Raw genomic sequence first — 21,539 nt, 5'->3', positions numbered from 1 at the left:
TTAGTCCTCCACCTTTACCATGTAAGTGACTTGGTTCACCATGCCGCGGACGGCTGGAGTATTTTCCAGCTCGACCGTGTGACCAATGCGGCGCAGACCAAGACCACGTAGAGTAGCTTTATGCTTCGGTAAACGACCGATTGAGCTACGCGTCTGTGTTACTTTAATTGTCTTATTCGCCATTGTTCACTACCCCAAAATGTCTTCAACGCGCAATCCACGCTTAGCCGCAACTTGCTCAGGCGACTTCATATCGTGAAGTGCCTTGATAGTGGCACGTACAACGTTGATTGGGTTGGTTGAACCATATGCTTTTGACAGCACGTTGTGCACACCGGCTACTTCGAGTACTGCACGCATCGCACCACCGGCGATGATACCTGTACCTTCAGATGCTGGTTGCATGAATACCTGTGAACCTGAATGACGGCCTTTAACAGGGTGCTGTAAGGTTTCACCTTTCAGCTGCACGGTTACCATGTTGCGACGTGCTTTTTCCATTGCTTTTTGAATAGCAGCAGGAACTTCACGTGCTTTACCATAACCGAAACCAACTTTACCCTGACCATCACCAACCACAGTGAGTGCAGTGAAGCTAAAGATGCGACCACCTTTAACAACCTTCGCTACACGATTTACTGTGATCAGCTTTTCTTGCAGGTCACTTTGTTGAGCTTCTACATTTGCATTTGCCATGTTCGTCTCCTAGAACTGAAGTCCAGCTTCACGAGCAGCGTCAGCCAATGCGGCGACACGTCCGTGATAACGGAAACCACTGCGATCGAAAGCGACGTTCTTAACGCCTTTTTCCATCGCTCGTTCAGCGATCAGCTTACCAACTGTTTTTGCTGCATCGACGTTACCGGTTGTGTTAACCGCGTCACGTACAGACTTTTCAACAGTTGATGCTGTTGCTAGTACTTCAGAACCGTTCGGTGCAATGAGCTGTGCGTAAATATGCCGTGGTGTACGGTGAACGACCAGGCGGTTTGCACCCAACTCAAGCATTTTCTTACGGGCGCGAGTCGCGCGACGTAAGCGAGCTGTTTTCTTGTCCATCGTCTTACCTTACTTTTTCTTGGCTTCTTTACGGCGTACTTGCTCATCGGCATAACGTACACCCTTACCTTTGTAAGGCTCAGGCTTACGGTACGCGCGAATGTTAGCGGCAACTTGGCCAACTAACTGCTTGTCTACACCCTTAACGACTACTTCAGTTTGTGTTGGGACTTCGATAGTAATTCCTTCCGGAATATCGAAGGCAACAGGATGAGAGAAGCCCAGTGTTAGGTTTAGTTTTGAACCGGCAGTATTTGCCCGGTAACCAACACCTACTAACTGCAGCTTGCGCTCAAAACCTTGCGCAACACCAACCACCATGTTTTGTAGTAACGCACGTGCTGTACCTGCTTGAGCAGTTGCATTAGCAACGCCTTCGCGAGGAACGGTACGCAACACACTGTCTTCTTGAACAAGTTCAACAGCGCTGTTAACTACACGGCTCATAGAGCCTTTGGCACCTTTAATTGTCACTTCCTGACCATTTAGCGTAACTTCAACGCCAGCAGGAATGGCAATCGGTGCTTTAGCAACTCGTGACATTTCCTAACTCCTCGTTACGCTACGTAACCGATAACTTCACCGCCAAGACCCGCATTGCGAGCGGCACGGTCGGTCATCAGGCCTTTAGAAGTTGAGACGACAGCCACACCTAAACCACCCATTACTTTAGGTAGTTCGTTGCGTTTCTTATAGATACGCAGACCAGGGCGACTTACGCGCTCAATTGATTCGATAACAGGGTTACCTTCAAAGTACTTCAACGTTACTTCAAGTTCAGTTTTCACTTCACCTGACACGCCGAAATCCGTGATATAACCTTCTTCTTTAAGAACTTGGGCAATCGCCACTTTCTGTTTAGAAGCAGGCATGCGCACGGCAACTTTGTTAGCACCCTGAGCGTTGCGGATGCGAGTGAACATATCCGCAATTGGATCTTGCATGCTCATATTTGCTTTCTCCCGTGACTCGTGGCTTACCAGCTAGCTTTTTTCAAGCCAGGAATTTCACCGCGCATAGCTTTCTCACGTACTTTGATTCGGCTCATGCCGAACTTACGTAAGAAACCGTGTGGGCGGCCCGTTACTCGACAGCGGTTACGCTGACGGCTTGGGCTCGAATCACGAGGAAGACTTTGCAATTTTAGCACGGCTTCCCAACGCTCTTCGTCCGAAGTACTCGGATCGCTGATCACATTTTTAAGTGCGATGCGTTTCTCTGCGTATTTCGCTGCAAGCTTTTCACGCTTGAGCTCACGCATTTTCATTGCTTCTTTAGCCATAACTCTACACCTTACTTCTTGAACGGGAAGCTAAAGGCAGACAGCAAAGCGTGAGCTTCGTCATCATTGCCAGCAGTTGTAGTGATAGTGATATCCAAACCACGTACCCGGTCAACTTTGTCGTAGTCGATTTCAGGGAAAATGATTTGCTCACGCACACCCATACTATAGTTTCCACGTCCGTCGAATGATTTCGGGTTTAAACCACGGAAATCGCGAACACGCGGGATAGCAATCGTAATTAAACGTTGCAAAAAGTCCCACATACGTTCGCCACGCAGAGTCACTTTACAGCCAATTGGGTAGCCTTCACGGATTTTGAAGCCAGCGACAGATTTACGAGCAACGGTTTTAATTGGGCGTTGACCAGAAATTGCTTCCAGGTCTGCCGCAGCGTTGTCGAGAATCTTTTTGTCAGCCAGAGCTTCACCAACACCCATGTTTAGGGTGATTTTTTCAATCCGAGGGACTTGCATGACGCTGTTGTAGCCGAACTGTTTAACCAGTTCAGGAACTACCGATTCTTTGTAAAAATCATGCAGTTTCGCCATCGTAAAACTCCAAATTAAAAATTAAATGATTGCGTTGTTAGACTTGAAGAAACGAACTTTTTTGCCGTCTTCAAATTTAAATCCAACACGATCTGCTTTACCAGTCTCTGGGTTATAAACCGCTACGTTAGAAACGTCGACTGAGGCTTCTTGCTCAATCACACCGCCAGCAACGCCTAAAGCCGGGTTTGGCTTCTGGTGTTTCTTGACAATGTTTACGCCTTCAACGAAAACACGGTTTTTAGCGGTGTCGACTTTCAGCACTTTACCACGCTTGCCTTTGTCTTTACCTGCCAGGACTACTACTTCGTCATCACGTTTTATTTTTGCCGCCATAACTGACTCCTTACAGTACTTCTGGTGCCAGAGAAACAATCTTCATAAATTGCTCAGAGCGCAATTCACGAGTCACTGGTCCAAAGATACGAGTGCCAATAGGCTGTTGGTTGCTATTCAACAACACAGCCGCGTTGCGGTCAAAACGGATGACTGACCCGTCTTGACGACGGACGCCTTTTCTGGTGCGAACGACCACCGCGTTAACAACATCACCTTTCTTCACTTTACCGCGAGGAATCGCTTCTTTAACAGAAACTTTAATGATGTCGCCGATATTCGCGTAACGGCGGTGCGAGCCACCCAGAACCTTAATACATTGTACGCTGCGTGCGCCCGAGTTATCGGCCACTTCCAGTGTAGTTTGCATTTGGATCATTGCAGTGCTCCGCTTGATTAATTAAACAGACCCTCTCGGGTCGTTGTCCGTCCCTTTATTCACGAGAACTTGCTTTACCATTTTCTTTGCAACTTTTCTTCACGAAAAGATGCTAGCAAACAATTCAACAAACAATAGAGAATAAAAGATTTTTCCCTTATAAAAAGGGCGGCGAATTGTAACAGATAAAAAATACAGATGATAGTACTTGTTCGGATTTTCTTAGAAGGGGTTTCGGTCGCATGAGCGATAGCTAAATGAATTAGCTCCGAGACAGACTAAGTCTATCAAAAAACTGTGCGCACAACCATTAAAAACTTTCGGCTAGCTATACTTATTTATGAGCTCGGGAAATTCTTTTATTCGGTTAAATGCACTTTTGCCTGCGACCGAATCATTTGGCAAGCGACTGAACGAAGTGGTAAATTCAAAGTCGTTGGACCGATTTAATTGATAAATCACTCCTATTATCACAAGGTGACGAGGTGAAATGAATTTAGCAGCAATCGTGTTCTTGCCGTTTCTAGGGGCTATTCTTCCGCTACTACTAGCTGGGCGTTCACGCGTTCAAGTCACCGTTGCCACCGCGCTGGTCGCAGCTGTGAGTTTAACCTTCTTAGTGATGGCGTCGCCCGCCGTATTTGCTGGAGAAACCGCTTACTTTTTTGCCGAATGGCTCCCTCAGCTTGGGCTACATATTGGCTTTAGACTGGATGGTTTAGCGTTACTTTTTGCCGGGTTAATTTTAATTATCGGCATCTTGGTCATTATTTACGCGCACTATTACCTGAGCACTGAAGACAGTGCACCACGTTTTTTCTCCTGCTTGCTGCTATTTATGGGGTCAATGTTAGGTATCGTCACCGCCGATAACTTGATCTTAATGTGGTTCTTCTGGGAGCTGACAAGTATTTCTTCATTTTTGCTGATCGGCTACTGGTTCCATCAAAGTAATGCACGCCGTGGCGCTCGCATGGCCTTGGCCATTACTGGTGCCGGAGGTCTTGCGTTGCTTGCCGGCCTATTACTGATCGGCAACATCGTTGGCAGTTATCAGCTTGATGCTGTATTTGCCGCTGCCGACACCATACGAGGCCACGAACTCTATCTACCAGCATTAATATTGGTACTGATCGGCGCCTTTACCAAATCAGCCCAGTTTCCATTTCAGTTTTGGCTACCACATGCCATGGCAGCGCCAACCCCAGTAAGTGCATACTTACACTCAGCGACCATGGTCAAAGCTGGTATCTTCTTGATGGCGCGACTGCTTCCTGTGTTGGGTGGCACCACCGAGTGGTTTACTATCGTCACGCTGACTGGTCTCGCGACCATGCTGTTTGGTGCCTACTTTGCATTGCTAAAGACCGACCTCAAAGGATTACTTGCCTTTTCGACCGTCAGCCACTTAGGGCTGATAACCATGCTCTTAGGGCTTGGCAGCACAGGAGCGGTCATCGCCGCCCTATTTCATATTTTAAACCATGCGACATTTAAAGCCGGTCTATTCATGATCGCCGGCATTATTGATCATGAAACGGGTTGTCGCGACATGCGCAAATTAAGCGGGCTGCGGAAGGCAATGCCTTTTACCATGGTGCTGGCGGTGATCACAGCGGCATCCATGGCCGGAATACCGTTCTTTAATGGCTTCTTATCAAAAGAAATGTTTTTTGCGGAAGCTTATCAGCAAGATTTGTTCGGCGGACTTTCGTGGTTTGTACCGGTGTTAGCCACCTTAGGGGCAATGCTATCCGTAGCTTACTCGGTGCGCTTCGTGCACGATGTGTTTTTCCAGGAACCGACTCACGATTTACCTAAACAACCACATGAACCACCGTTCATGATGCGGGTTCCAGTGATTATTTTTGCGACGCTGTGCTTAGCCATAGGCATCGCACCTATGCTTATCGCGTCAGATCTATTGACGCCGGCAGTAGCGGCGGTCACGCAATCAGTTCCGGTGCTGGATATCGCTATTTGGCATGGTTTCAACATGCCGCTGTTGATGAGTGCGCTCGCTCTTATTGGCGGTCTGGTTATTTACATAGGCCGCTCTGAGCTACTTACCTTTAGTCGTCAATTTGACCCTCACGACGCCAAAGAAGTGTTCGCCACCATTGTTAGTGCGACCACACGTTTTTGTGATGAGCTGATGCAGCGCATTGAGAATGGGTCACTACAGCGCTATATCGCGTTATTGTTAGTACTCACGTTGGTACTCGTCATACCCGAGCTCACAGCGATTCGCGGCTTGACCGGTGGGCGACCACAACTGCCAGTCGATGCCATCAGCCTAATTGGCGCCATTGTGTTAATGCTTGCCGCCCTAGCAACGGCAATGCTTCATCGCCAGCGGCTGACGTCGTTAATGATGTTGTCAGTCGTCGGGTTAGTGGTTTCATTAGTATTTATTCATTTTTCGGCACCCGACTTAGCCATGACGCAGTTGGTGGTTGAGGCTGTCAGTATTATCTTAATGATACTCGCATTGTTTTTTATGCCGCAAAGAATTCCACGAGCGTCGAGTGGTCGACGGGTTGCGCGCGATGTTTTGCTAGCCGGTACCATTGGCGGTATTGTCGGCACGTTGAACTACGCCCTGCTAACTCGGCCACTGAATAGTATTTCCGATTTCTTCTTAGCAAATGCAGTTTCAGGTGGCGGCGGCAGCAACGTCGTTAACGTCATTTTGGTCGACTTCCGCGGCTTTGATACCTTAGGTGAAATCACAGTACTGGCCATCGCCGCTGCGGGAATTCATAAGTTACTTAATAACTTACGGCCATTTATGCCATCCAGCGACGTTGATGGCCGGCCATGGCATCGCATCAAGCACCCGCTGATGGTGCAAACCGTTGCTCAAGCCATACTGCCTCTTGCGCTCATGGTCTCGTTTTACATCTTCCTACGCGGCCACAATCTACCAGGTGGCGGCTTTATTGCAGGCTTAGTCACCGCGGCAGCGATGATTCTGCAGTATATTGCAAACGGTGTCGATTGGGTGAAGTCGCGCTTTGATTACAACTATCAAACACTAACCTCAGTCGGTGTGATGATCGCACTCTTTACCGGCGTCGGCAGTTGGCTATTCGACCATAACTTCCTCACCTCAGCCTTCACCCATGTGCATTGGCCATTGATCGGTGAATTCGAGCTGGCAACAGCAATACTTTTTGACTTAGGTGTTTACTTAACGGTCATTGGAGCGACGCTGATGATATTAGCTAATTTCGGGCAAATGACGACCCGTCACCGTCCACGTCAGGAGGGCTATTAATGGAAACTTTGTACGCCATTACCGTCGGTACTTTAACCGCATGCAGCGTGTTTCTAATTTTACGCGGACGTTCTTTTCCAATCGTGATTGGCTTAACGATGTTGTCGTATGCAGTAAACCTGTTTTTATTTTCAACTGGCCGCTTAGCAATTAACGAGTTACCGCTTATCGGCGTCGGCGAAACCAGTACCGACCCGCTGCCACAAGCATTGGTACTTACCGCGATAGTTATCGGTTTCGCGATGACCGCCTACTCGATTATTTTAGCGGTACGGGTGCGTGGTGAAATCGGCTCTGATGAAGTGAATGACACCAATTACGCCGAGCAAGAGGGACAGCGGTAATGCTAGCGAACCATTTAGTTATTCTGCCCATCTTAGTTCCACTTTTTGCCGCGCTGTTGCAGTTGCTGCCCTGGGGAGAAAACCCACAGTTCTATCGTCGTATTATCGGTTTGGTGGCATCGTCACTGACGCTAATTTTGGCGGTATTGCTGGTTATCAGCGTCCAAGATGAAATTCTCGTGTACGCCTTGGGCAGCTGGCAAGCGCCTTATGGCATCGTCTTGGTCGCTGATAAACTGTCGGCATTAATGGTACTACTAACAGCGGTGTTGGCACTTCCGGTACTAATTTTCGCATGCCATGGCGAGGATAATTTAGGCTCTCACTTCCAAGCTCTGTATCAGTTCCAAGTGCTCGGTATTATGGGCGCGTTCCTGACCGGCGACTTATTTAACCTGTTTGTTTTCTTCGAGATATTACTGATATCAAGCTATGCGCTACTAATGCACGGCGGCGGCAAGCTCAAGCTTCGGGCCACCTTGCATTATGTGGTTCTTAATTTAACGGGTTCAGCACTGTTCCTGATTAGTCTCGGGGTGCTTTACGGTATTACTGGCACCCTAAACATGGCCGACATGGCCGGTAAGGTTGCTTTACTGCAAGGCGACGATGCTGCTATCGCAAGAGCTGGCGCAATGCTACTTTTCGTTGTGTTCGCTTTAAAAGCAGCACTTTTACCGCTCTACTTCTGGCTGCCACAAGCATACGCAAGTACCACAGGAACCGTGGCAGCTTTGTTTGCCATCATGACCAAGGTTGGTATTTACGCAATTATTCGTGTTTTCACCATGATCTTCGGTGCCGATGCCGGTGAAGCCGAAAATCTAGCCCAAGGTTGGCTATGGTGGTTGGGGCTGTTCACTATCTTAGTCGGTGCGCTAGGGGTGCTGGGCAGTCGAGACTTACGACTGGTGATAGCCTATCTGGTATTGGTCTCGGTGGGCACTATGTTGACGACAATGAGCCTTGGTCACAGTGATGCGATCGGCTCAATGCTATTTTATTTAGTGCATTCCACACTCGTTACCGCCGCGTTGTTTTTGCTAGCGGATCTTATCGCCGAACAGCGTGGCAAAACCGCATCACGAATCGTTAAAGGTAGAAAAATGGCCCAGCACAATTTACTGGGCGGACTTTTCTTCCTAGCATCTATAACTGTGATTGGTATTCCGCCGTTATCAGGTTTCGTTAGTAAACTCTTTATCTTAGAGGCCGCCCGAACCGGCGCTCAGGTTGCATGGCTATGGCCACTTATTCTGGGGGCAACATTTCTCATGCTGATCGCACTTTCTCGAGCAGGTAGTCGCATGTTCTGGCATACTTTTGACGGGAAACCTAATGAGAATACCCACCCCAAATGGCAACATACATCCGTCATATTGCTGTTGGTAGGAGCGGTAGGGATCACGGTATTTGCCAGTCCGATTTCTGATTACACCAACGCCGTTGCCCAGCAGCTTGCGACACCCACAGACTATATTTCTTCGGTTTTGCCCACAGGAGGTAGTGATGACTAAGCTTATTCCTGCTCCTTGGTGGAGTGCTTTCTTACTGTGCTTTTGGTTGCTGCTGCAAAATGACGTCTCGGTTGGGACCTCATTACTTGGGCTCATTTTGGCTATTTTGATTCCGTTGTACACCCTGCGGGCGCGCGACTACCCGACCACCTTGCACCGCCCTTTGCTGGCCGTGCAGTACTTCCTGATCTTATTGGTTGATATTGTGGTGTCTAACTTAGACATTGCGCTTATTATTCTGATGCCGCGTAAACGTATACAGCCCGCACTCATTGAGTTTCCGTTAGACTTAACCGGCTCGGTGCCGATCACCATTTTGGCGAGCACCATTAGTTTAACGCCGGGTACGATATCAGCTGAACTCGGTCGCGATGGACGCAGCCTGTTAATTCACGCCTTAAATGTGCAAGACCCCGAAGCCACGGTGCAACAAATAAAGCAACGCTATGAGCGTCGTTTAAAGGAGATCTTCCAATGTTAGTATATGCACTGCAGTTTGCATTTGGACTCTTCGGTTTATCATTGCTGATGAATATTCTTCGGCTCATCCGCGGCCCGCATTTGCCTGACCGAATTTTAGCCTTGGACACCATTTATATTAATTCACTCGCTTTACTGCTATTGCTTGGCATTTGGCACAATACCATGGCTTACTTTGAAGCGGCGCTGTTAATTGCAATGCTTGGCTTCATTGGCACGGTGGCAGCGGCTAAATTCTTGTTGCGCGGCGACATCATCGAGTAAGGAGGACAGATTCATGACAGATTTACCACAATGGGCCGACCTTTTAATTTCCTTCTTCATCGTGCTCGGCGCCAGCTTCGCTTTTATTGGTTCTTTAGGCCTGCTACGGCTGCCTGATTTTATGGCTCGATTACATGCCCCAACCAAAAACACAACCCTTGGTGTAGGTGGCGTGGTGATGGGATCAATGCTCTATTTTTCCGTCACTGACGCCTTTAGCTTACACGAATTATTGATCGCTATTTTTCTATTTTTAACCGCACCAATAAGTGCGCACTTGTTGGCTAAAGCGGGCCTTCACCTTGAGCTTGAGCTCAACGAAAACACCAAAGACCTACGCAAAAAACCGGAGCAGTACACCGACAAAGACAGTTAGTTGTGACAGCCGCCACCTGCGCTTAGGCAGCTTGTGAGCTGCTGTTCTAAATCAGCGAATTGTCGGAGAGTTTCAGCAAAGTCGGTTCCTTGAATTACCGCTTCTTCGGCAACCAACTGGTGCACTGTCCCTTGTGTAATAGCCGCGCTGTTGAATGTCGCGGCACCCGCTACTTGTAGGCTTTCGCTTGCGACATCAGTAAGTAACCGCGTGGCTCCAGTGATGGCTTTTCCTTCTAGGCTCAGATCCACCATAAAGCGATCACTAAAGGCCGCGTGTGTGGGTAGAAGGTTTTGCGTAAAACGCCACTCATCAACGCTATAAACCGGTATTTTCAAGCGCCCTAAACTGTCCACAGTCACATAAGGTGCATAAGCGTCGCGGAAACGCTCCTGCGCCGACGTGGGCAAGCCACTGAACTGTAATGTTAAGCTGGTTGAGCTAAAGCCAAAGCCATCAACCCCAAGGTCACTTTCACCACCATTTGCTGTGGCCACCGGCAGATCTAGATCATAGTAGAGCGCCAGCACATTGGCACTTATAGGAACGCGACCGTTAACAACAGAATAGGCAATCACACCTTTCTGCCAAAATAGGAGTGTTTGGTGATAGCGACGGTCTCGTGCGGCCTGCTCTTTGTCAAGCTGCTCTGCTGGATGGATTCGGTAACTCCAGGCTAACGCCAGCAGTGTCAGCATCAGCACGACTATGGGTAACACGAAGCCTTGCGACGCTTTCATAGCGGTGTTCCCTTGACCTCAGCTAACCGCTGTAACTTCATCAGAGCATTAAGCAACTCGGTGTAGTGGCTTTCAATGCTGGGCGCTAAGCTATCAGCTGTCACGGGACGATAGCTACGCCCGGCGAGTAAAAGCTCAGAGGCCATGCGTAAATGCACTGCAGCGGAGTTCAACCAAATCTCAAGTTGCTCTGGCTGCGCCTGACGACACCGTTCAAAGTTCTTGAGTGCTGCCGGATACTCATGCTGACGGTAGTAGATTGCGCCGAGGAAACATGGTGCTTGCGGATCAGCGATAGGGGCATCAGCCAGCTTTTGCAGCAGCCCCTGCGCTAAGTGATAATCACCTTGCTTGTAGGCACGCATCGCTACTTCGCGTTGTTGCTCAACATTTACACTGTGCTGCACCGGTAGTGGCGTGACCTGGCAGCCACTGAGCAAGACACTCGCTGCCAATGCGAATTTAATCTTCGGCATAGTCGACCTCCTTTTCTTCAAACTCTAAGCGGCGCCCGCACCAGTGTTCTAATGGGTAGGGAAAGCCAGATTCACACTCAATCACTGAACGAGTACCGCGTAAGCGCACCATGCCCCCCGGCTGAACATTGCGCCGTACTTCGACAATCCTCTGTTGGGCATCTAGGCCAACGATATCCATGGCAAAATGCATCCCCCAACTATGGACAGCGGCGCAACTCGGAAACCAGTAAGCTTGCCCGCGTGGCAAACCATGTTGCATTAACATACCCACTAAGCGTTGCGGGAAGCTGTTTAGAACTTTGACCTCACGCCAAATACAAAAGCGCTCAGGCTGTAAAATAAAACGTCCCTGTTTCATCACATCTCCTTGCTAGTTTTGAGTAAAACCTATAAATATCGGCCCAAGAATGAGCAAAAAAGTAACCGGGAAAAAACAACTCACCAAGGGCAGTAACAACTTAACGCCTATTTCCTGAGCTAACTTTTCTGCTTCAAGTTGCTGCTCGCTCCGCGCTTGTTCAGCTTGCCCACTTAGTGTGGCGGCTAACGTGCCTCCGGTGACTCTTGCTTGCATCACCGCAGCAATAAAATTCTTCATGAATGGATGAGGTATTCGCAGAGCCAGTTCATCGAGCCCCTCTTCCAATGAAATACCTGCTTGCACTTGTTGGTGCAGCATACGCAATTGCTGTAAGGCTATTGCCTCAGAGTTTAAACTCGCCAGCGCATGTAATGCGGCCCGAAAGGACAACCCCGCCTGCAGTAACATCGCCAACATATCTAGGCACGCCGGCCATTGTTGAGCGAATCGACGTTGTTGCATTCGGTACGTATTCCTTTGTTGTAAAACGTAGAACAACACCGTGACAGCGAGCAGCACATCAACCAGCACAGGAATTGGGAGACACCAGCAGATAATCACCACCAATAGCCCTGCCCCTTGCTGCAACAAGGTGTCCTCTGGCTCAGCTAAAGCATCGTGCCGGCGAGCGTAAGCATAAAGCAGCTTGTGCCAGGTTGACGGGAGACGCTCCAGTAAACGCTTCATTTGGTTGCGCATCGGTGTTGCCAACACAGTAACGATGAGCAGCAACAGCATGAGCGTTATCACAGCGACGCAGATCAATAGCACCACAATTCGCCAGTCATACGTCATCGTTAAAACGCCCCATTAGACGGCGAGTTAACAACACGCCAATCAACATCAGACATGCACACAAAAGTAACAGCAGTTGACCTGAGGTTGTTGTTAGCAGCAGTACCTTAGTGTCTTGTTGTACTTCGCCGATAGCAAAGAACAATCCGATGGGTAACACAAACATAATTTTACCTTGTAACCGAGCCTGAGCTGAAAGGCTGAGCATCCGTTGTTTCGCATAGTGCTGTTGCTGCATAGCACGGGCCATCCGTTCCAGCATTTGCACTTGTTGGCCGCCATACTTGTTACCCGTTTCGAGCGCGAAGGTGAAAAATCTTACCAATGCTGAGGGTGAGCGCCGGTAAATATCACTTAGCGCTAAGGCTAAACTGTCACCCGTTCGTTGGCGCTGAACGAGCAGGCGAAATTCTGTTTTCAACGGTGGGCTTAACTGACGAGCGGCTAGGTCGAGTGCCGGCAACAAGCTTAATCCTGCATTTAAACTACTAGCCAACAACTGTAATGCTCCGGGTAATTGCTGTTCTAACTTTTGCCGACGCTGCCTGAGCAGCACCGCACGTAACCATGGTAGACAAGCTAGATAGCAAAGCGCCGCGATCAATGCCCACCACCACTTTGCCAAAATGATATAGGCAACCAAACCAATCGGAACTGCGGTACTGCCAACCAACAACCAAAAGGTTTGCGCGGGAAGAAATATTAGAAACGCCGCCATCGACACTTCAGTGTCCCGTTGCAACTGTCTCTTAAGGTCACCAAGCGACTGACTTGAGAGAGCCCAGATTAAGCCGAACGAGGCAAAAAAAGTTAACCCCAATAGGGCCAATAGCTGCCATAGTTCAATCTCCATGGAGATCACCCCACTCTGAGCAAACGCCGGTCTTTTCAAGTGCTTGGTTTTGCCACTCAAACAGCGGGCTAAGTTGATAAGTAAGGCTTTCAAGCCCGAGTACTTCACTTATTGCGGTAATCACTCGTCGCCCATCAGAGCACCGAGAAATTTGTACAATAACCTGGATGGCACTGGCTATTTGCTGGCGAATCGCATGCATCGGCATATCGAACCCTGCCAGCATTACCATTACCTCTAACCGCTGTAACGCCTCGCGCGGACTATTCGCATGCAAGGTCGTCAATGAACCTTCATGCCCTGTATTCATTGCCTGAAGCATGTCTAGCGCTTCGGCGCCACGGCACTCTCCCACCACGATTCGGTCGGGCCGCATACGCAATGCATTAATTAACAGTTCTCGTATCGACACAAGGCCGCGCCCTTCGGCATTCGCCGGCCTAGCCTCAAGCGCTATCAGATTGGCATGCTGCAATTTAAGTTCAGCGGCACCTTCAATCGTTATAATTCGCTGATTTTCAGGAACTTCACTGGCTAGTAAATTCAATAAAGTCGTTTTACCGGTTCCTGTTCCGCCGACGATCAGTACATTTTTACGAGCCTGAACCATTTGTTTTAAGTAACTAGCAGCGGCGGAGCTAATTGCCTTGTGCTCTAGAAGGTCGGTAAAGGTAAGCGCCTTTCGCGCGAACTTTCGAATCGTTAGGCAGGCACCACGCAGCGCTAACGGTGCGATAACCGCATTAACACGAGAGCCATCGGGTAAGCGCGCATCTACCATAGGTTGGGCACTGTCGATACGACGCCCAAGTGGCAACACAATACGTTCGATAACTTGCAGTAACTCTTCTTCACTCTTAAAGCGGATGGAGGTTGGCTCGAGCTGGCCCTCACGCTCAATAAATACTGAGTTAAAGTGATTGACCATGATTTCACTTATACGGTCATCCCCCAGCAGCGGACTAATGGGGCCAAACCCCATACAATCGTCAACCACTTCATTGATCAGTTGTAGTTGCGCGGCAGTCGCCTGCCCGCCCTGCTGTTGCCGCACATGCGCTTGCAATAACTGTTCGGCATAAGTACGTAACTTGTTAAGGCTCCCCAGATCTTCTTGTAACGTCGCTCGCTGAATTTGGGCTTTTAGAAACTGCGTCAACGCTGCCTTATTAATCATCTTTAAGTGCCTCGCTAACAAAGGGCTCCAACAGCCCAACGCACCCTACACGCTGACGAAATCGTTGTAGTTGCTGTACGGCATTTTCGCTGCGCTCACGACGTTGTTCGGTGGCTGCTGCTAACCGCGGGGTCACTAACACAACCAAGTCTGTTTCAGCTTTACGAAATTGTTCTGACGCAAATAGCGGGCCAATGATGGGTAATTTATGTAGTCCGGGGAATCTATCCGCTTGTTGAGACTGCTCATGCTGTATTAGTCCGGACAAGACAAGCGTTTCTCCGGCTGGTATCACGAGCGTGGAAGCAACTTTACGGGTTAGTAAGCCAGGAATACCATTCACCGCAGTCGCCGGGTCAATAGAGCTTAGCTCAGCAACGAGGTGGGCTTGTATTTCTCCGCTGGCAAGAATTTGAGGTGCGACTTTCAGTTGAATTCCGTAGGGGCGAAAGCTCACATCTTGTAACCCTTGAGCCAATACTTGAGGTACCGGAAACTCACCACCGACGAGGAAGTCGGCCTCACCGCCACTAATAGCGGTCAACGTCGGAGTGGCAAGCAGTCTTGCATGTCCTTCCCGCTCCATGACATCGATGGTGGATTGAGCACTGACTGGCAGATGCAGCCATTGTCCAGCATTTTCGACTAGAGGCCCGTTGATATGTGCGGGCCAGCGAACGCCTAAATGCCGTGACGAAGAGCGCTTTACCTCTGCAATTTTAACTTCAATGACCACCATTGGTTGTTCATCAGCACCGATAAATTCAACTTGCGACGCCAGCTGCTGATAGCGAACCAGCAGCTCATCAATCTCATTTTTATAATGATGATCGACTTGCCCCGATAGCGTGACCAAACGACCATGGTGTTCAATTTGCAGTTGTGGGAAGCGGCGCTGCAATGCCAACAACTCGAACTTAAGTCGTTGGTCAGGTAACGCGTTGACCTGAATGAAGTGACGTTCAACGACGCTATTGTTGGCGAATACCAGCACCTCGGTAGTGCCCTCTAACTTGCCAGTTATCACCATGGAGCCACTTTCAAGGTATTGGAACCCAACCACCTCTGGGTTCGTGAACACCACGTCATCAACTGCCTCTATACGTAGCACCAGCGACTCATTTACTGCTATCACCGACGCCATCTGCTCACTTGCCGTTGCGACGTTTGCTAACAACACGAGTACCACTAATAATTGCCTCATCATTACTCTTGGCCTCCATTGTTGATGCGGTGAATTCTAACTGGCGATGCATTTGCTACGTCGACATAGTGATGCTCTGGCTGCTGTAACCAAACCGCATACCCGCCGTTTCTAAGCGCTTCAAACTGCTGGGCCTGTTGCGCCGTGAAGCGAAACGTAAGAGTACTGGCTAGGCCTTGGTGCCATGCGGCTTCCGTGGCATTATCGATGGCTAAAACCTCTACGTTGCGAATAGCTGTAAAGCGCGAGGAGGCACTCTCACCAAAGCGATGCGTGACCCCTACCAAACTTACTCTATTACCTATCGCAATAAGTCCATGATGAATTTGATCAATACTTATCGTGGCCGTCACTGCATATTCGCCGGGCGCAAGAATATCGCTAAATGAGGCGCGTCGAGCTTGTTCAAGACTACTTAAAGTTACCGGCTCGCCGCTGCTTACGAAGTGTTGAGTCGTGGTTCCCACAATCGCCATCGCATCTTGCGGACGCAACCAGTCTTCACTGATATAGCCAGGCGGATACTTGCGTTGCTGGAGATCATCAAGCGTCACCGTATGCCCCTTCTCTAGATCCGTTTGAAACACCAGCACCCATTCCATATCGGCCTGGCGCTGTTGCTCAAGCCGTTGTGATTGTTGCTGCACATAAACCGACATAAGCTGATAGCTCGCCCCCACGAGCGCCAGCACTAATAACAGGAGAAGACCTATTTTCCATTTAAGTTTGAATCTAAGAGACATGGTTTAATGCGCCCATGGATGCCAAAGAAACTGCTGCCAAATAGCGTTATACAGGAGCATCCAACTGGCCACCATATGGCTTAACCAGCGCAAAAGTGTTTGGTCGTTGGTGGTTACGGGTACCACAACAATAAGTAATAAAGCCAAGCTAATAAGCACGACTTCAACGCTCGCTTGGCCCATTTGGTAGTGCCGAGAGAACCAGGGTCGAGCCATTCTGAACGTACAAGAAAAGCTCTTCGATAGGTCGTTGCAGTGATAGGTAAAACCGTCCATGGCTTAACTCCAAGAGCCGAGGTCGTCGGCTCAAATAACGAAATTGAACAAATTGATACAGCTGCTGCGGATGCTGCTGACTCCAATAAATATTTAATTGCTGGCCACGATCCTTAACACTTTGTAGTTGCCTACCACGCCAGTTATGAGCGCTTTGTTGGGCGGTATTTGCCACCATCGAGACACGCGTTAGCCAAATTTCTTCGCCTTGGCTTTGCAGCAGCCACATTACCCCTCGGTGCTCACACCAAAAGCCGACCGCTGGTAGCTCTTCGACCTGACACCCCAGCACCGCTAAATCAGGCAATGCCGGCCTTTCAATACGCCAAATTTGCTGTGGCCCTTGGGTGGACAAAAGCTCTCCCTGCCAATTAAGGGGAAGATCCAACATCAGCAACTGTTGCTCTGTCTGCAAAGCACCGCTGTTGGCGTAGCTTCATTGTTACTCCAACCCCAGCGCAGCTCATCCGGCGCAAACTCCTCGCTAAAGTGCAGCCAACTCACTAAACGCTGAAGGTTGGCTATTCCTAGTTTGTCTAGCTGAGCAAACGGCGTCAGATTTGCGGGGCGTTGGTCTAAGTCTTCGGTGTGCGCGGGTTGCCAAGCATCTTGTATTTGCGCCATTGCTACGTAATTATCGCTTTCGCTGAGTATGCGGAGGTTGTCGTGCGATAGGTCTAACTCTGACAGCAGTTTTAGAGGTGCCAGCACCACTTTGGCCCGTTCGGCAAATGCATAGTCATCAGATTGCGCTAAGGCATCTTCCGGTAATACTTGCATCATCAGCGCTCGGCTATTATCAATACGTCGCTGCTGAGCGCTATTGGTCGGCTCAATAACATCTTTGATGAGCGTCAATAGCACCGCCAAAAGCATGATCACGGCGATACTTTCAATGATCGCTTGGCCATTTTGCTTAGTCATTTCGTGAACCCCCTGGTAAGCTAGCTAGCAACACCTTCTCACTCACCGACAAACTCATGAGCCGCGGCTCCCATAATGCATTAAACAAGTTTGCCTGTTCCGGTTGCTTATCAGAGCGAGGGAAAAGTTGTGTCGGTCGCGAAAAGAACACACCCGCTTTTGCGGTTACACCGTTTAAGGTTACGATAACTTGAGGCCAGTCATCGGGTTGCAACTCAGCACGGTTAAAATAGCTAAATCGCTCGGCGATGGAGCTTAAGCGATGTTGCTGAGCTCGCGCCCATTTTGTGGTGGTTGGATTGATTTGTCCCGAGTCACCAAACTCTTGCGGGCGATACGATTTCACTTTACTGCCGTTGTAGCCTAAACCATCCCCCCAGGGCAGTTCCTCTGAATCAAGTAACCCCGCCAGATGCACCGCGACCGTATCCATCGATTGCCAGTGCCACGCACCTCGCTTATCGACTTGCAAGCGCGCACCTCCCGCTTTTCTGACACTCACTTGTAGTGCAGTGAACCAGCGATAGCTTCGCCGGCGGCTAAAGCCGTCTAGACTTGCTAACATAAGTTGTTTAGCCAGACCGCCATCAGCGCCTGAGTGTTGTGGCGGAATATAGCTCCACCAGAGCCAAGGAACGGGTACTAAACCAGGTGCATGTAATACCTGCCAACGAGGTTCTTGTAACCTGTGGAGGTTGGCAACGTTGGTGAGACTGCGAGGAATTTCAAGACTAAAGGTAACGCGCGCAAACCACTGCGTGGCACGCAGTGCAGTGTTCATCGCTTGCTGAACATAAACGGCACCGCGTAACAGGGTTGTTAATGGCCTTTCGACGTGTCGCACCGCTTGTGAAATTTGCCGTGTGATGGCATTTAAATAGGGGATCCAAGTTGCGGCAAGGGCACTGCGTTCAGCGACATCTTGCATCATCAGGTACCAGCTATACACCCCGCTCAACTGTGCCAATGTCAATTGATTCGCCAGTAGCGCACGGTTTATTAGCGCCAGCAGGTTTAGCTCCCTCGCCATTAATGTCGCCGCAGATAGCGCCATGTTATCGGCAACATTTTGTTCGTACCAGGTTGAACGAACTTGCCGACTGACACTCATAACCCCCACTGTTAGGGCCAGTAGCGCAGCAATAACAGGTAGCATCCAAGCGCTGGTGTAACCATGCTGGCGCATTAGTTCTGCCCCGACTCGGTCGCTTCATCGTAGTTGCCAAGAGTCACTTCTTGACGTGCCACGGTGCCCGATCGCCGCGCAGCTGAGCGCGCTTGGTTCAATTGCTGAGAAGAGCTTTGCCCACTTACTTCATGGGCGATCCCAGAAACCTGGTTACGTACGGTTTTGCCAAGCAGTGAATACACGCCAATTGCAGCCACGGCAATTAACGCCACGATAATGATGTATTCGGTCATGCCTTGACCGCGATGGTAGAAAAGAAAACTTCCCTGTTGCATAACGCCTCCTTGCGAAAAGTTTTATCGAGCGACTGAGTTCGCTTAAAAACTATAACGCAAAGAAACGCGCTGCTAAGGCGAGGCAGAGATAACCTATTCGATATTAAGATACTTATGAAGTTGTACTGAGAGCCGCCAATTGCGCTCAATACAAACTTTTATAGCCAGTTCGGTTGCTCGCGGGCGCTGAGAAATAGGCTGCAAAGCAATCAATGCATCTGCCCGTGGCGGACAGCGGCGTAGGAGGTTATCTAACGCATCAATATGCTTTTGCATCGCCACTGGGTATTTGATTTCGTTCGCTCTTTTCATACAGTCCGGGCGGACTAAGTAGCCACCGGGCATATCTAATTTGGGCGAAACAGTGACCCAAGTATTCTCGGTCAACTTTAGCTCAAAGGTGCCACTGGTCTCGATCTGTAATCGATAACCGGCCTGCTCCAAGGTTTGGCCAAGCTCGCGCAGATCGAACATCGCTGGTTCACCGCCTGTAATAACAACATGCTTGGCATTAAAGTTTTGCTGTTGAAAAAGCTCGAGTAGCTGCGCTGCAGTCAGCTCTGCCCACTGCGCTGTCGCAGACGTTTTCGCCAACATCTGTTGCGCGCTTACCTTGGCATCCTCAGACGTTTCCCAAGTGTGTTGCGTATCGCACCACGGACAACCTACAGGGCAACCTTGCAAGCGCAAGAATATTGCAGGTGTTCCGGTGTACATGCCTTCACCCTGAATGGTTTCAAATAATTCATTAACTGGATAAAGAGTAGTAATGGGATTCATCCTATTTTGCGGTAAACTATAGCCTACTATTGTACCGCAAGTCGGTAGCGAAAAAAGCAGTAATCATGGAGCTCTATTATGGCCAAAGTTGTCGTTATTTATTCTGGTGGAATGGATTCATTCACAGTTCTTAACCGTGCCCTGCGCGATGGACATGACGTGTATGCCTTGTCGTTCAATTACGGACAACGTCACGTGAAAGAGCTCGAAGTTGCGGCGCAAGCAACCGCAAAGCTTGGCGTACCGCACAAAATAGTTGATATTACATCTATCAACTCGCTGTTAGCAGGCAGTTCGTTGACCTCAACCGAAATTGCTATTCCTGAAGGTGAGTACCAAGAAGACTCGATGAAGTCGACCGTCGTACCGAACCGCAATATGATTTTGTTATCGTTGGCGATTGGCTATGCAGTATCGCTTGAGGCGAGTGCAGTGTACTACGGCGCCCACTCAGGTGATCATGCGATCTACCCTGACTGCCGACCAGAGTTTGTGAAGCGTATGAACGAAGTGAGTCAAATCGCGAATTATGAACCGATCGACATCGCGGTCCCCTACCTCGACAGCGATAAGGCAGGGATTCTTGCCGATGGCCTATCTATGAACCTCGATTACAGTGACACTTGGACCTGTTACAACGGTCGCGACAAGGCTTGTGGCAAATGTAGTGCCTGTGTTGAGCGGCTTGAAGCGTTCGCAGCAAACCACTGTCGTGACCCATTAGCCTACGAAGATTAGCTAGAATAGCGCTCTAACAGGCTCTGAGACTGGTGCCAGCGTGGGTGGTTTTTAAGTGTTTGCCAGCCCATTGCGGCGCACTTTGCCAGCTGTTCATAGCAGCGGTTGGTTGGCCTTTCCACATTGACATAGCGCGCCTCGAGCGCTTCTAAAACTGCGATTGCACCGCTACGTTCATTGCATGCTAAGACCATGTCGCAACCTGCCTGCAGCGCTGCTTCTGCGCGCTCAGGCATGGTTCCAGCAGCGGTTGCTGCCGCCATTGCTAGATCGTCACTAAAAATCACCCCTTTGAACCCAAGCTGTGCTCGCAACACGTGCTGCAACCAGCGCTCCGAAAAGCCTGCAGGCTGATCATCCACTGCGGGGTAAATAACGTGTGCCGGCATCACCGCATCAAGGCAAGTGGCTAACTCTATAAAAGGCGGCAGATCGGTTCGCAAGATCTCCTCCCAAGACCGGTTATCAACAGGCATCGCGATATGCGAGTCAGCTTGTACCGAACCGTGTCCAGGGAAGTGCTTGCCCGTCGCCTTCATTCCGGCTTGGTGCATGCCCTTAATAAAGCCCCTGGCGAGTCGCGTGACATCCGCGCTTGTCGTCGCAAACGCACGGTCGCCAATCACTTCACTGATGCCATTCACATCAACCACTGGCGCGAAACTAAGGTCAATATCCATCGCCAGCACTTCACTCGCCATTAGCCACCCTAACTCTTGAGCACAATGCTGGGCCTCAGCCATGGTTTCTGCGTGCGCTGTTATTTCCGCCATAGCGGGAATCTTAGAGAAACCTTCACGAAAGCGCTGTACTCTTCCCCCTTCGTGATCGACGGCGAGGATTAACGGGTTGCGTGCAGCAGCGCGAGTTTGTCGCACCAGTTCGTGCAATTGGTCAATTTGTGCAAAGTTCCTGGAAAAATAGATGACACCACCCACTGCGGGGTGAGCCAACAATTCACGCTCTTCACTTGTAAGCTCAGTTCCCTGCAGATCAATCATTACTGCTGTCATAACTACTACTCGCGCAACCTTGATGAAATGAAGTGGGCAGTTTGCCAAAATTTATCGATGCCGTCACTAGAGAAATGCACAAGACTGGACTTGGTGGCACAGAGCGAATATAACATTGTGCTAG

31 protein-coding genes are annotated in these 21,539 nt (G+C 49.6%); 7 read left to right on the top strand and 24 right to left on the bottom strand.

The window, feature by feature from the left end:
- From rpmD to rplN, 9 genes are read right to left on the bottom strand one after another with little or no spacing between them, the layout of a single operon-like run.
- A complete protein-coding gene (gene rpmD, locus PSI9734_RS11875) occupies positions 1–183 on the bottom strand; it encodes a 50S ribosomal protein L30 (protein ID WP_173921345.1) in 183 nt (60 codons plus the stop codon).
- A gap of 6 nt (positions 184–189) precedes the next feature.
- Entirely contained in the window at positions 190–696 is a 507-nt protein-coding gene (rpsE, locus tag PSI9734_RS11870; protein WP_173921344.1) for a 30S ribosomal protein S5, read from the bottom strand.
- A gap of 9 nt (positions 697–705) precedes the next feature.
- Positions 706–1,059 (bottom strand): 50S ribosomal protein L18, encoded by a 354-nt coding sequence (gene rplR / locus PSI9734_RS11865; protein WP_173921343.1) that lies wholly within the window; start codon positions 1,057–1,059, stop codon positions 706–708.
- Positions 1,060–1,068: 9 nt separating this feature from the next.
- Positions 1,069–1,602 (bottom strand): 50S ribosomal protein L6, encoded by a 534-nt coding sequence (gene rplF / locus PSI9734_RS11860; protein ID WP_173921342.1) that lies wholly within the window; start codon positions 1,600–1,602, stop codon positions 1,069–1,071.
- 14 nt (positions 1,603–1,616) lie between these two features.
- Positions 1,617–2,009 carry a 30S ribosomal protein S8 gene (gene rpsH, locus PSI9734_RS11855; protein ID WP_173921341.1) on the bottom strand — a complete coding sequence of 131 codons (393 nt, stop codon included), beginning with the start codon at positions 2,007–2,009 and terminating at the stop codon, positions 1,617–1,619.
- A gap of 26 nt (positions 2,010–2,035) precedes the next feature.
- A complete protein-coding gene (gene rpsN, locus PSI9734_RS11850) occupies positions 2,036–2,341 on the bottom strand; it encodes a 30S ribosomal protein S14 (protein ID WP_173921340.1) in 306 nt (101 codons plus the stop codon).
- Between the two features lie 11 nt (positions 2,342–2,352).
- Complete coding sequence (rplE, locus tag PSI9734_RS11845) at positions 2,353–2,892, bottom strand: 50S ribosomal protein L5 (protein ID WP_173921339.1); 540 nt, start codon at positions 2,890–2,892, stop codon at positions 2,353–2,355.
- A gap of 21 nt (positions 2,893–2,913) precedes the next feature.
- The gene (gene rplX, locus PSI9734_RS11840) at positions 2,914–3,228 is read right to left on the bottom strand and encodes a 50S ribosomal protein L24 (RefSeq protein ID WP_173921338.1); all 315 of its coding nucleotides are present in this window, start codon (positions 3,226–3,228) and stop codon (positions 2,914–2,916) included.
- Positions 3,229–3,238: 10 nt separating this feature from the next.
- Positions 3,239–3,607, bottom strand: a complete 369-nt coding sequence (rplN, locus tag PSI9734_RS11835; RefSeq protein ID WP_173921337.1) for a 50S ribosomal protein L14 — start codon at positions 3,605–3,607, stop codon at positions 3,239–3,241.
- A 490-nt stretch (positions 3,608–4,097) separates the two neighbouring features.
- On the opposite strand from rplN, the gene PSI9734_RS11830 reads away from it, so the two are divergent.
- Genes PSI9734_RS11830 through PSI9734_RS11805 form a run of 6 tightly spaced genes read left to right on the top strand, consistent with a single transcriptional unit; the run spans position 4,098 to position 9,868 of the window.
- A complete protein-coding gene (locus PSI9734_RS11830; protein WP_173921336.1) occupies positions 4,098–6,887 on the top strand; it encodes a monovalent cation/H+ antiporter subunit A in 2,790 nt (929 codons plus the stop codon).
- On the top strand, positions 6,887–7,231 hold the full coding sequence (locus PSI9734_RS11825; protein ID WP_173921335.1) for a Na+/H+ antiporter subunit C: 345 nt from the start codon (positions 6,887–6,889) through the stop codon (positions 7,229–7,231). Before PSI9734_RS11830 ends, PSI9734_RS11825 begins: the two co-directional genes overlap by 1 nt.
- Positions 7,231–8,748 carry a monovalent cation/H+ antiporter subunit D gene (locus PSI9734_RS11820; protein ID WP_173921334.1) on the top strand — a complete coding sequence of 506 codons (1,518 nt, stop codon included), beginning with the start codon at positions 7,231–7,233 and terminating at the stop codon, positions 8,746–8,748. The genes PSI9734_RS11825 and PSI9734_RS11820 overlap by 1 nt, the downstream gene beginning before the upstream one ends.
- Positions 8,741–9,229 (top strand): Na+/H+ antiporter subunit E, encoded by a 489-nt coding sequence (locus PSI9734_RS11815; RefSeq protein WP_173921333.1) that lies wholly within the window; start codon positions 8,741–8,743, stop codon positions 9,227–9,229. Before PSI9734_RS11820 ends, PSI9734_RS11815 begins: the two co-directional genes overlap by 8 nt.
- Positions 9,223–9,492: a K+/H+ antiporter subunit F gene (locus PSI9734_RS11810; protein WP_173921332.1), complete on the top strand. Its 270-nt coding sequence runs from the start codon at positions 9,223–9,225 to the stop codon at positions 9,490–9,492. The genes PSI9734_RS11815 and PSI9734_RS11810 overlap by 7 nt, the downstream gene beginning before the upstream one ends.
- Before the next feature lie 13 nt (positions 9,493–9,505).
- On the top strand, positions 9,506–9,868 hold the full coding sequence (locus PSI9734_RS11805; protein WP_173921331.1) for a Na+/H+ antiporter subunit G: 363 nt from the start codon (positions 9,506–9,508) through the stop codon (positions 9,866–9,868).
- Here the strand turns inward: PSI9734_RS11805 and PSI9734_RS11800 are convergent.
- The 14 genes from PSI9734_RS11800 to queE all read right to left on the bottom strand — a co-directional run bounded on the left by PSI9734_RS11800 (position 9,865) and on the right by queE (position 19,664).
- Positions 9,865–10,608, bottom strand: a complete 744-nt coding sequence (locus tag PSI9734_RS11800; RefSeq protein ID WP_173921330.1) for a hypothetical protein — start codon at positions 10,606–10,608, stop codon at positions 9,865–9,867. The genes PSI9734_RS11805 and PSI9734_RS11800 overlap by 4 nt on opposite strands.
- Positions 10,605–11,084 carry a hypothetical protein gene (locus tag PSI9734_RS11795; protein ID WP_173921329.1) on the bottom strand — a complete coding sequence of 160 codons (480 nt, stop codon included), beginning with the start codon at positions 11,082–11,084 and terminating at the stop codon, positions 10,605–10,607. Before PSI9734_RS11795 ends, PSI9734_RS11800 begins: the two co-directional genes overlap by 4 nt.
- Positions 11,071–11,445 (bottom strand): DUF192 domain-containing protein, encoded by a 375-nt coding sequence (locus PSI9734_RS11790; RefSeq protein ID WP_173921328.1) that lies wholly within the window; start codon positions 11,443–11,445, stop codon positions 11,071–11,073. Before PSI9734_RS11790 ends, PSI9734_RS11795 begins: the two co-directional genes overlap by 14 nt.
- A gap of 12 nt (positions 11,446–11,457) precedes the next feature.
- Positions 11,458–12,243 carry a type II secretion system F family protein gene (locus tag PSI9734_RS11785; RefSeq protein WP_173921327.1) on the bottom strand — a complete coding sequence of 262 codons (786 nt, stop codon included), beginning with the start codon at positions 12,241–12,243 and terminating at the stop codon, positions 11,458–11,460.
- Positions 12,233–13,096: a type II secretion system F family protein gene (locus PSI9734_RS11780; RefSeq protein ID WP_173921326.1), complete on the bottom strand. Its 864-nt coding sequence runs from the start codon at positions 13,094–13,096 to the stop codon at positions 12,233–12,235. The genes PSI9734_RS11785 and PSI9734_RS11780 overlap by 11 nt, the downstream gene beginning before the upstream one ends.
- Positions 13,086–14,273 carry a TadA family conjugal transfer-associated ATPase gene (locus PSI9734_RS11775; protein ID WP_173921325.1) on the bottom strand — a complete coding sequence of 396 codons (1,188 nt, stop codon included), beginning with the start codon at positions 14,271–14,273 and terminating at the stop codon, positions 13,086–13,088. Before PSI9734_RS11775 ends, PSI9734_RS11780 begins: the two co-directional genes overlap by 11 nt.
- A complete protein-coding gene (locus PSI9734_RS11770) occupies positions 14,266–15,480 on the bottom strand; it encodes a type II and III secretion system protein family protein (RefSeq protein WP_173921324.1) in 1,215 nt (404 codons plus the stop codon). Before PSI9734_RS11770 ends, PSI9734_RS11775 begins: the two co-directional genes overlap by 8 nt.
- Complete coding sequence (gene cpaB, locus PSI9734_RS11765; protein WP_173921323.1) at positions 15,480–16,220, bottom strand: Flp pilus assembly protein CpaB; 741 nt, start codon at positions 16,218–16,220, stop codon at positions 15,480–15,482. The genes PSI9734_RS11770 and cpaB overlap by 1 nt, the downstream gene beginning before the upstream one ends.
- A gap of 3 nt (positions 16,221–16,223) precedes the next feature.
- A complete protein-coding gene (locus tag PSI9734_RS11760; RefSeq protein WP_173921322.1) occupies positions 16,224–16,403 on the bottom strand; it encodes a hypothetical protein in 180 nt (59 codons plus the stop codon).
- The gene (locus PSI9734_RS11755) at positions 16,384–16,851 is read right to left on the bottom strand and encodes a hypothetical protein (RefSeq protein WP_173921321.1); all 468 of its coding nucleotides are present in this window, start codon (positions 16,849–16,851) and stop codon (positions 16,384–16,386) included. The genes PSI9734_RS11760 and PSI9734_RS11755 overlap by 20 nt, the downstream gene beginning before the upstream one ends.
- Before the next feature lie 35 nt (positions 16,852–16,886).
- Positions 16,887–17,420, bottom strand: a complete 534-nt coding sequence (locus PSI9734_RS11750; RefSeq protein WP_173921320.1) for a hypothetical protein — start codon at positions 17,418–17,420, stop codon at positions 16,887–16,889.
- Entirely contained in the window at positions 17,413–18,606 is a 1,194-nt protein-coding gene (locus PSI9734_RS11745) for a hypothetical protein (protein ID WP_173921319.1), read from the bottom strand. The genes PSI9734_RS11750 and PSI9734_RS11745 overlap by 8 nt, the downstream gene beginning before the upstream one ends.
- A complete protein-coding gene (locus PSI9734_RS11740) occupies positions 18,606–18,884 on the bottom strand; it encodes a Flp family type IVb pilin (RefSeq protein ID WP_173921318.1) in 279 nt (92 codons plus the stop codon). Before PSI9734_RS11740 ends, PSI9734_RS11745 begins: the two co-directional genes overlap by 1 nt.
- 93 nt (positions 18,885–18,977) lie before the next feature.
- Positions 18,978–19,664, bottom strand: a complete 687-nt coding sequence (gene queE / locus PSI9734_RS11735; protein WP_173921317.1) for a 7-carboxy-7-deazaguanine synthase QueE — start codon at positions 19,662–19,664, stop codon at positions 18,978–18,980.
- Between the two features lie 75 nt (positions 19,665–19,739).
- Here queE and queC point away from each other — a divergent pair, with 75 nt between their 5' ends.
- Complete coding sequence (gene queC, locus PSI9734_RS11730) at positions 19,740–20,402, top strand: 7-cyano-7-deazaguanine synthase QueC (protein ID WP_173921356.1); 663 nt, start codon at positions 19,740–19,742, stop codon at positions 20,400–20,402.
- Here queC and nagZ read toward each other — a convergent pair.
- The gene (gene nagZ, locus PSI9734_RS11725) at positions 20,399–21,415 is read right to left on the bottom strand and encodes a beta-N-acetylhexosaminidase (protein ID WP_173921316.1); all 1,017 of its coding nucleotides are present in this window, start codon (positions 21,413–21,415) and stop codon (positions 20,399–20,401) included. The two genes, queC and nagZ, sit on opposite strands and share 4 nt — an antisense overlap.
- Positions 21,416–21,539: the final 124 nt, after the last annotated feature.

The sequence above is a fragment of the Pseudidiomarina piscicola genome, assembly GCF_902806985.1.
Taxonomy (GTDB): Bacteria; Pseudomonadota; Gammaproteobacteria; order Enterobacterales; family Alteromonadaceae; genus Pseudidiomarina; species Pseudidiomarina piscicola.
This window is presented reverse-complemented; position numbering and strand designations above follow the sequence as displayed.

What these genes read in the sequence shown, in the direction of transcription:
- rpmD (WP_173921345.1), bottom strand. Translation starts at nt 183, where the DNA reads ATGGCGAATAAGACAATTAAAGTAACACAGACGCGTAGCTCAATCGGT.
- rpsE (WP_173921344.1), bottom strand. Translation starts at nt 696, where the DNA reads ATGGCAAATGCAAATGTAGAAGCTCAACAAAGTGACCTGCAAGAAAAG.
- rplR (WP_173921343.1), bottom strand. Translation starts at nt 1,059, where the DNA reads ATGGACAAGAAAACAGCTCGCTTACGTCGCGCGACTCGCGCCCGTAAG.
- rplF (WP_173921342.1), bottom strand. Translation starts at nt 1,602, where the DNA reads ATGTCACGAGTTGCTAAAGCACCGATTGCCATTCCTGCTGGCGTTGAA.
- rpsH (WP_173921341.1), bottom strand. Translation starts at nt 2,009, where the DNA reads ATGAGCATGCAAGATCCAATTGCGGATATGTTCACTCGCATCCGCAAC.
- rpsN (WP_173921340.1), bottom strand. Translation starts at nt 2,341, where the DNA reads ATGGCTAAAGAAGCAATGAAAATGCGTGAGCTCAAGCGTGAAAAGCTT.
- rplE (WP_173921339.1), bottom strand. Translation starts at nt 2,892, where the DNA reads ATGGCGAAACTGCATGATTTTTACAAAGAATCGGTAGTTCCTGAACTG.
- rplX (WP_173921338.1), bottom strand. Translation starts at nt 3,228, where the DNA reads ATGGCGGCAAAAATAAAACGTGATGACGAAGTAGTAGTCCTGGCAGGT.
- rplN (WP_173921337.1), bottom strand. Translation starts at nt 3,607, where the DNA reads ATGATCCAAATGCAAACTACACTGGAAGTGGCCGATAACTCGGGCGCA.
- PSI9734_RS11830 (WP_173921336.1), top strand. Translation starts at nt 4,098, where the DNA reads ATGAATTTAGCAGCAATCGTGTTCTTGCCGTTTCTAGGGGCTATTCTT.
- PSI9734_RS11825 (WP_173921335.1), top strand. Translation starts at nt 6,887, where the DNA reads ATGGAAACTTTGTACGCCATTACCGTCGGTACTTTAACCGCATGCAGC.
- PSI9734_RS11820 (WP_173921334.1), top strand. Translation starts at nt 7,231, where the DNA reads ATGCTAGCGAACCATTTAGTTATTCTGCCCATCTTAGTTCCACTTTTT.
- PSI9734_RS11815 (WP_173921333.1), top strand. Translation starts at nt 8,741, where the DNA reads ATGACTAAGCTTATTCCTGCTCCTTGGTGGAGTGCTTTCTTACTGTGC.
- PSI9734_RS11810 (WP_173921332.1), top strand. Translation starts at nt 9,223, where the DNA reads ATGTTAGTATATGCACTGCAGTTTGCATTTGGACTCTTCGGTTTATCA.
- PSI9734_RS11805 (WP_173921331.1), top strand. Translation starts at nt 9,506, where the DNA reads ATGACAGATTTACCACAATGGGCCGACCTTTTAATTTCCTTCTTCATC.
- PSI9734_RS11800 (WP_173921330.1), bottom strand. Translation starts at nt 10,608, where the DNA reads ATGAAAGCGTCGCAAGGCTTCGTGTTACCCATAGTCGTGCTGATGCTG.
- PSI9734_RS11795 (WP_173921329.1), bottom strand. Translation starts at nt 11,084, where the DNA reads ATGCCGAAGATTAAATTCGCATTGGCAGCGAGTGTCTTGCTCAGTGGC.
- PSI9734_RS11790 (WP_173921328.1), bottom strand. Translation starts at nt 11,445, where the DNA reads ATGAAACAGGGACGTTTTATTTTACAGCCTGAGCGCTTTTGTATTTGG.
- PSI9734_RS11785 (WP_173921327.1), bottom strand. Translation starts at nt 12,243, where the DNA reads ATGACGTATGACTGGCGAATTGTGGTGCTATTGATCTGCGTCGCTGTG.
- PSI9734_RS11780 (WP_173921326.1), bottom strand. Translation starts at nt 13,096, where the DNA reads ATGGAGATTGAACTATGGCAGCTATTGGCCCTATTGGGGTTAACTTTT.
- PSI9734_RS11775 (WP_173921325.1), bottom strand. Translation starts at nt 14,273, where the DNA reads ATGATTAATAAGGCAGCGTTGACGCAGTTTCTAAAAGCCCAAATTCAG.
- PSI9734_RS11770 (WP_173921324.1), bottom strand. Translation starts at nt 15,480, where the DNA reads ATGATGAGGCAATTATTAGTGGTACTCGTGTTGTTAGCAAACGTCGCA.
- cpaB (WP_173921323.1), bottom strand. Translation starts at nt 16,220, where the DNA reads ATGTCTCTTAGATTCAAACTTAAATGGAAAATAGGTCTTCTCCTGTTA.
- PSI9734_RS11760 (WP_173921322.1), bottom strand. Translation starts at nt 16,403, where the DNA reads ATGGGCCAAGCGAGCGTTGAAGTCGTGCTTATTAGCTTGGCTTTATTA.
- PSI9734_RS11750 (WP_173921320.1), bottom strand. Translation starts at nt 17,420, where the DNA reads ATGACTAAGCAAAATGGCCAAGCGATCATTGAAAGTATCGCCGTGATC.
- PSI9734_RS11745 (WP_173921319.1), bottom strand. Translation starts at nt 18,606, where the DNA reads ATGCGCCAGCATGGTTACACCAGCGCTTGGATGCTACCTGTTATTGCT.
- PSI9734_RS11740 (WP_173921318.1), bottom strand. Translation starts at nt 18,884, where the DNA reads ATGCAACAGGGAAGTTTTCTTTTCTACCATCGCGGTCAAGGCATGACC.
- queE (WP_173921317.1), bottom strand. Translation starts at nt 19,664, where the DNA reads ATGAATCCCATTACTACTCTTTATCCAGTTAATGAATTATTTGAAACC.
- nagZ (WP_173921316.1), bottom strand. Translation starts at nt 21,415, where the DNA reads ATGACAGCAGTAATGATTGATCTGCAGGGAACTGAGCTTACAAGTGAA.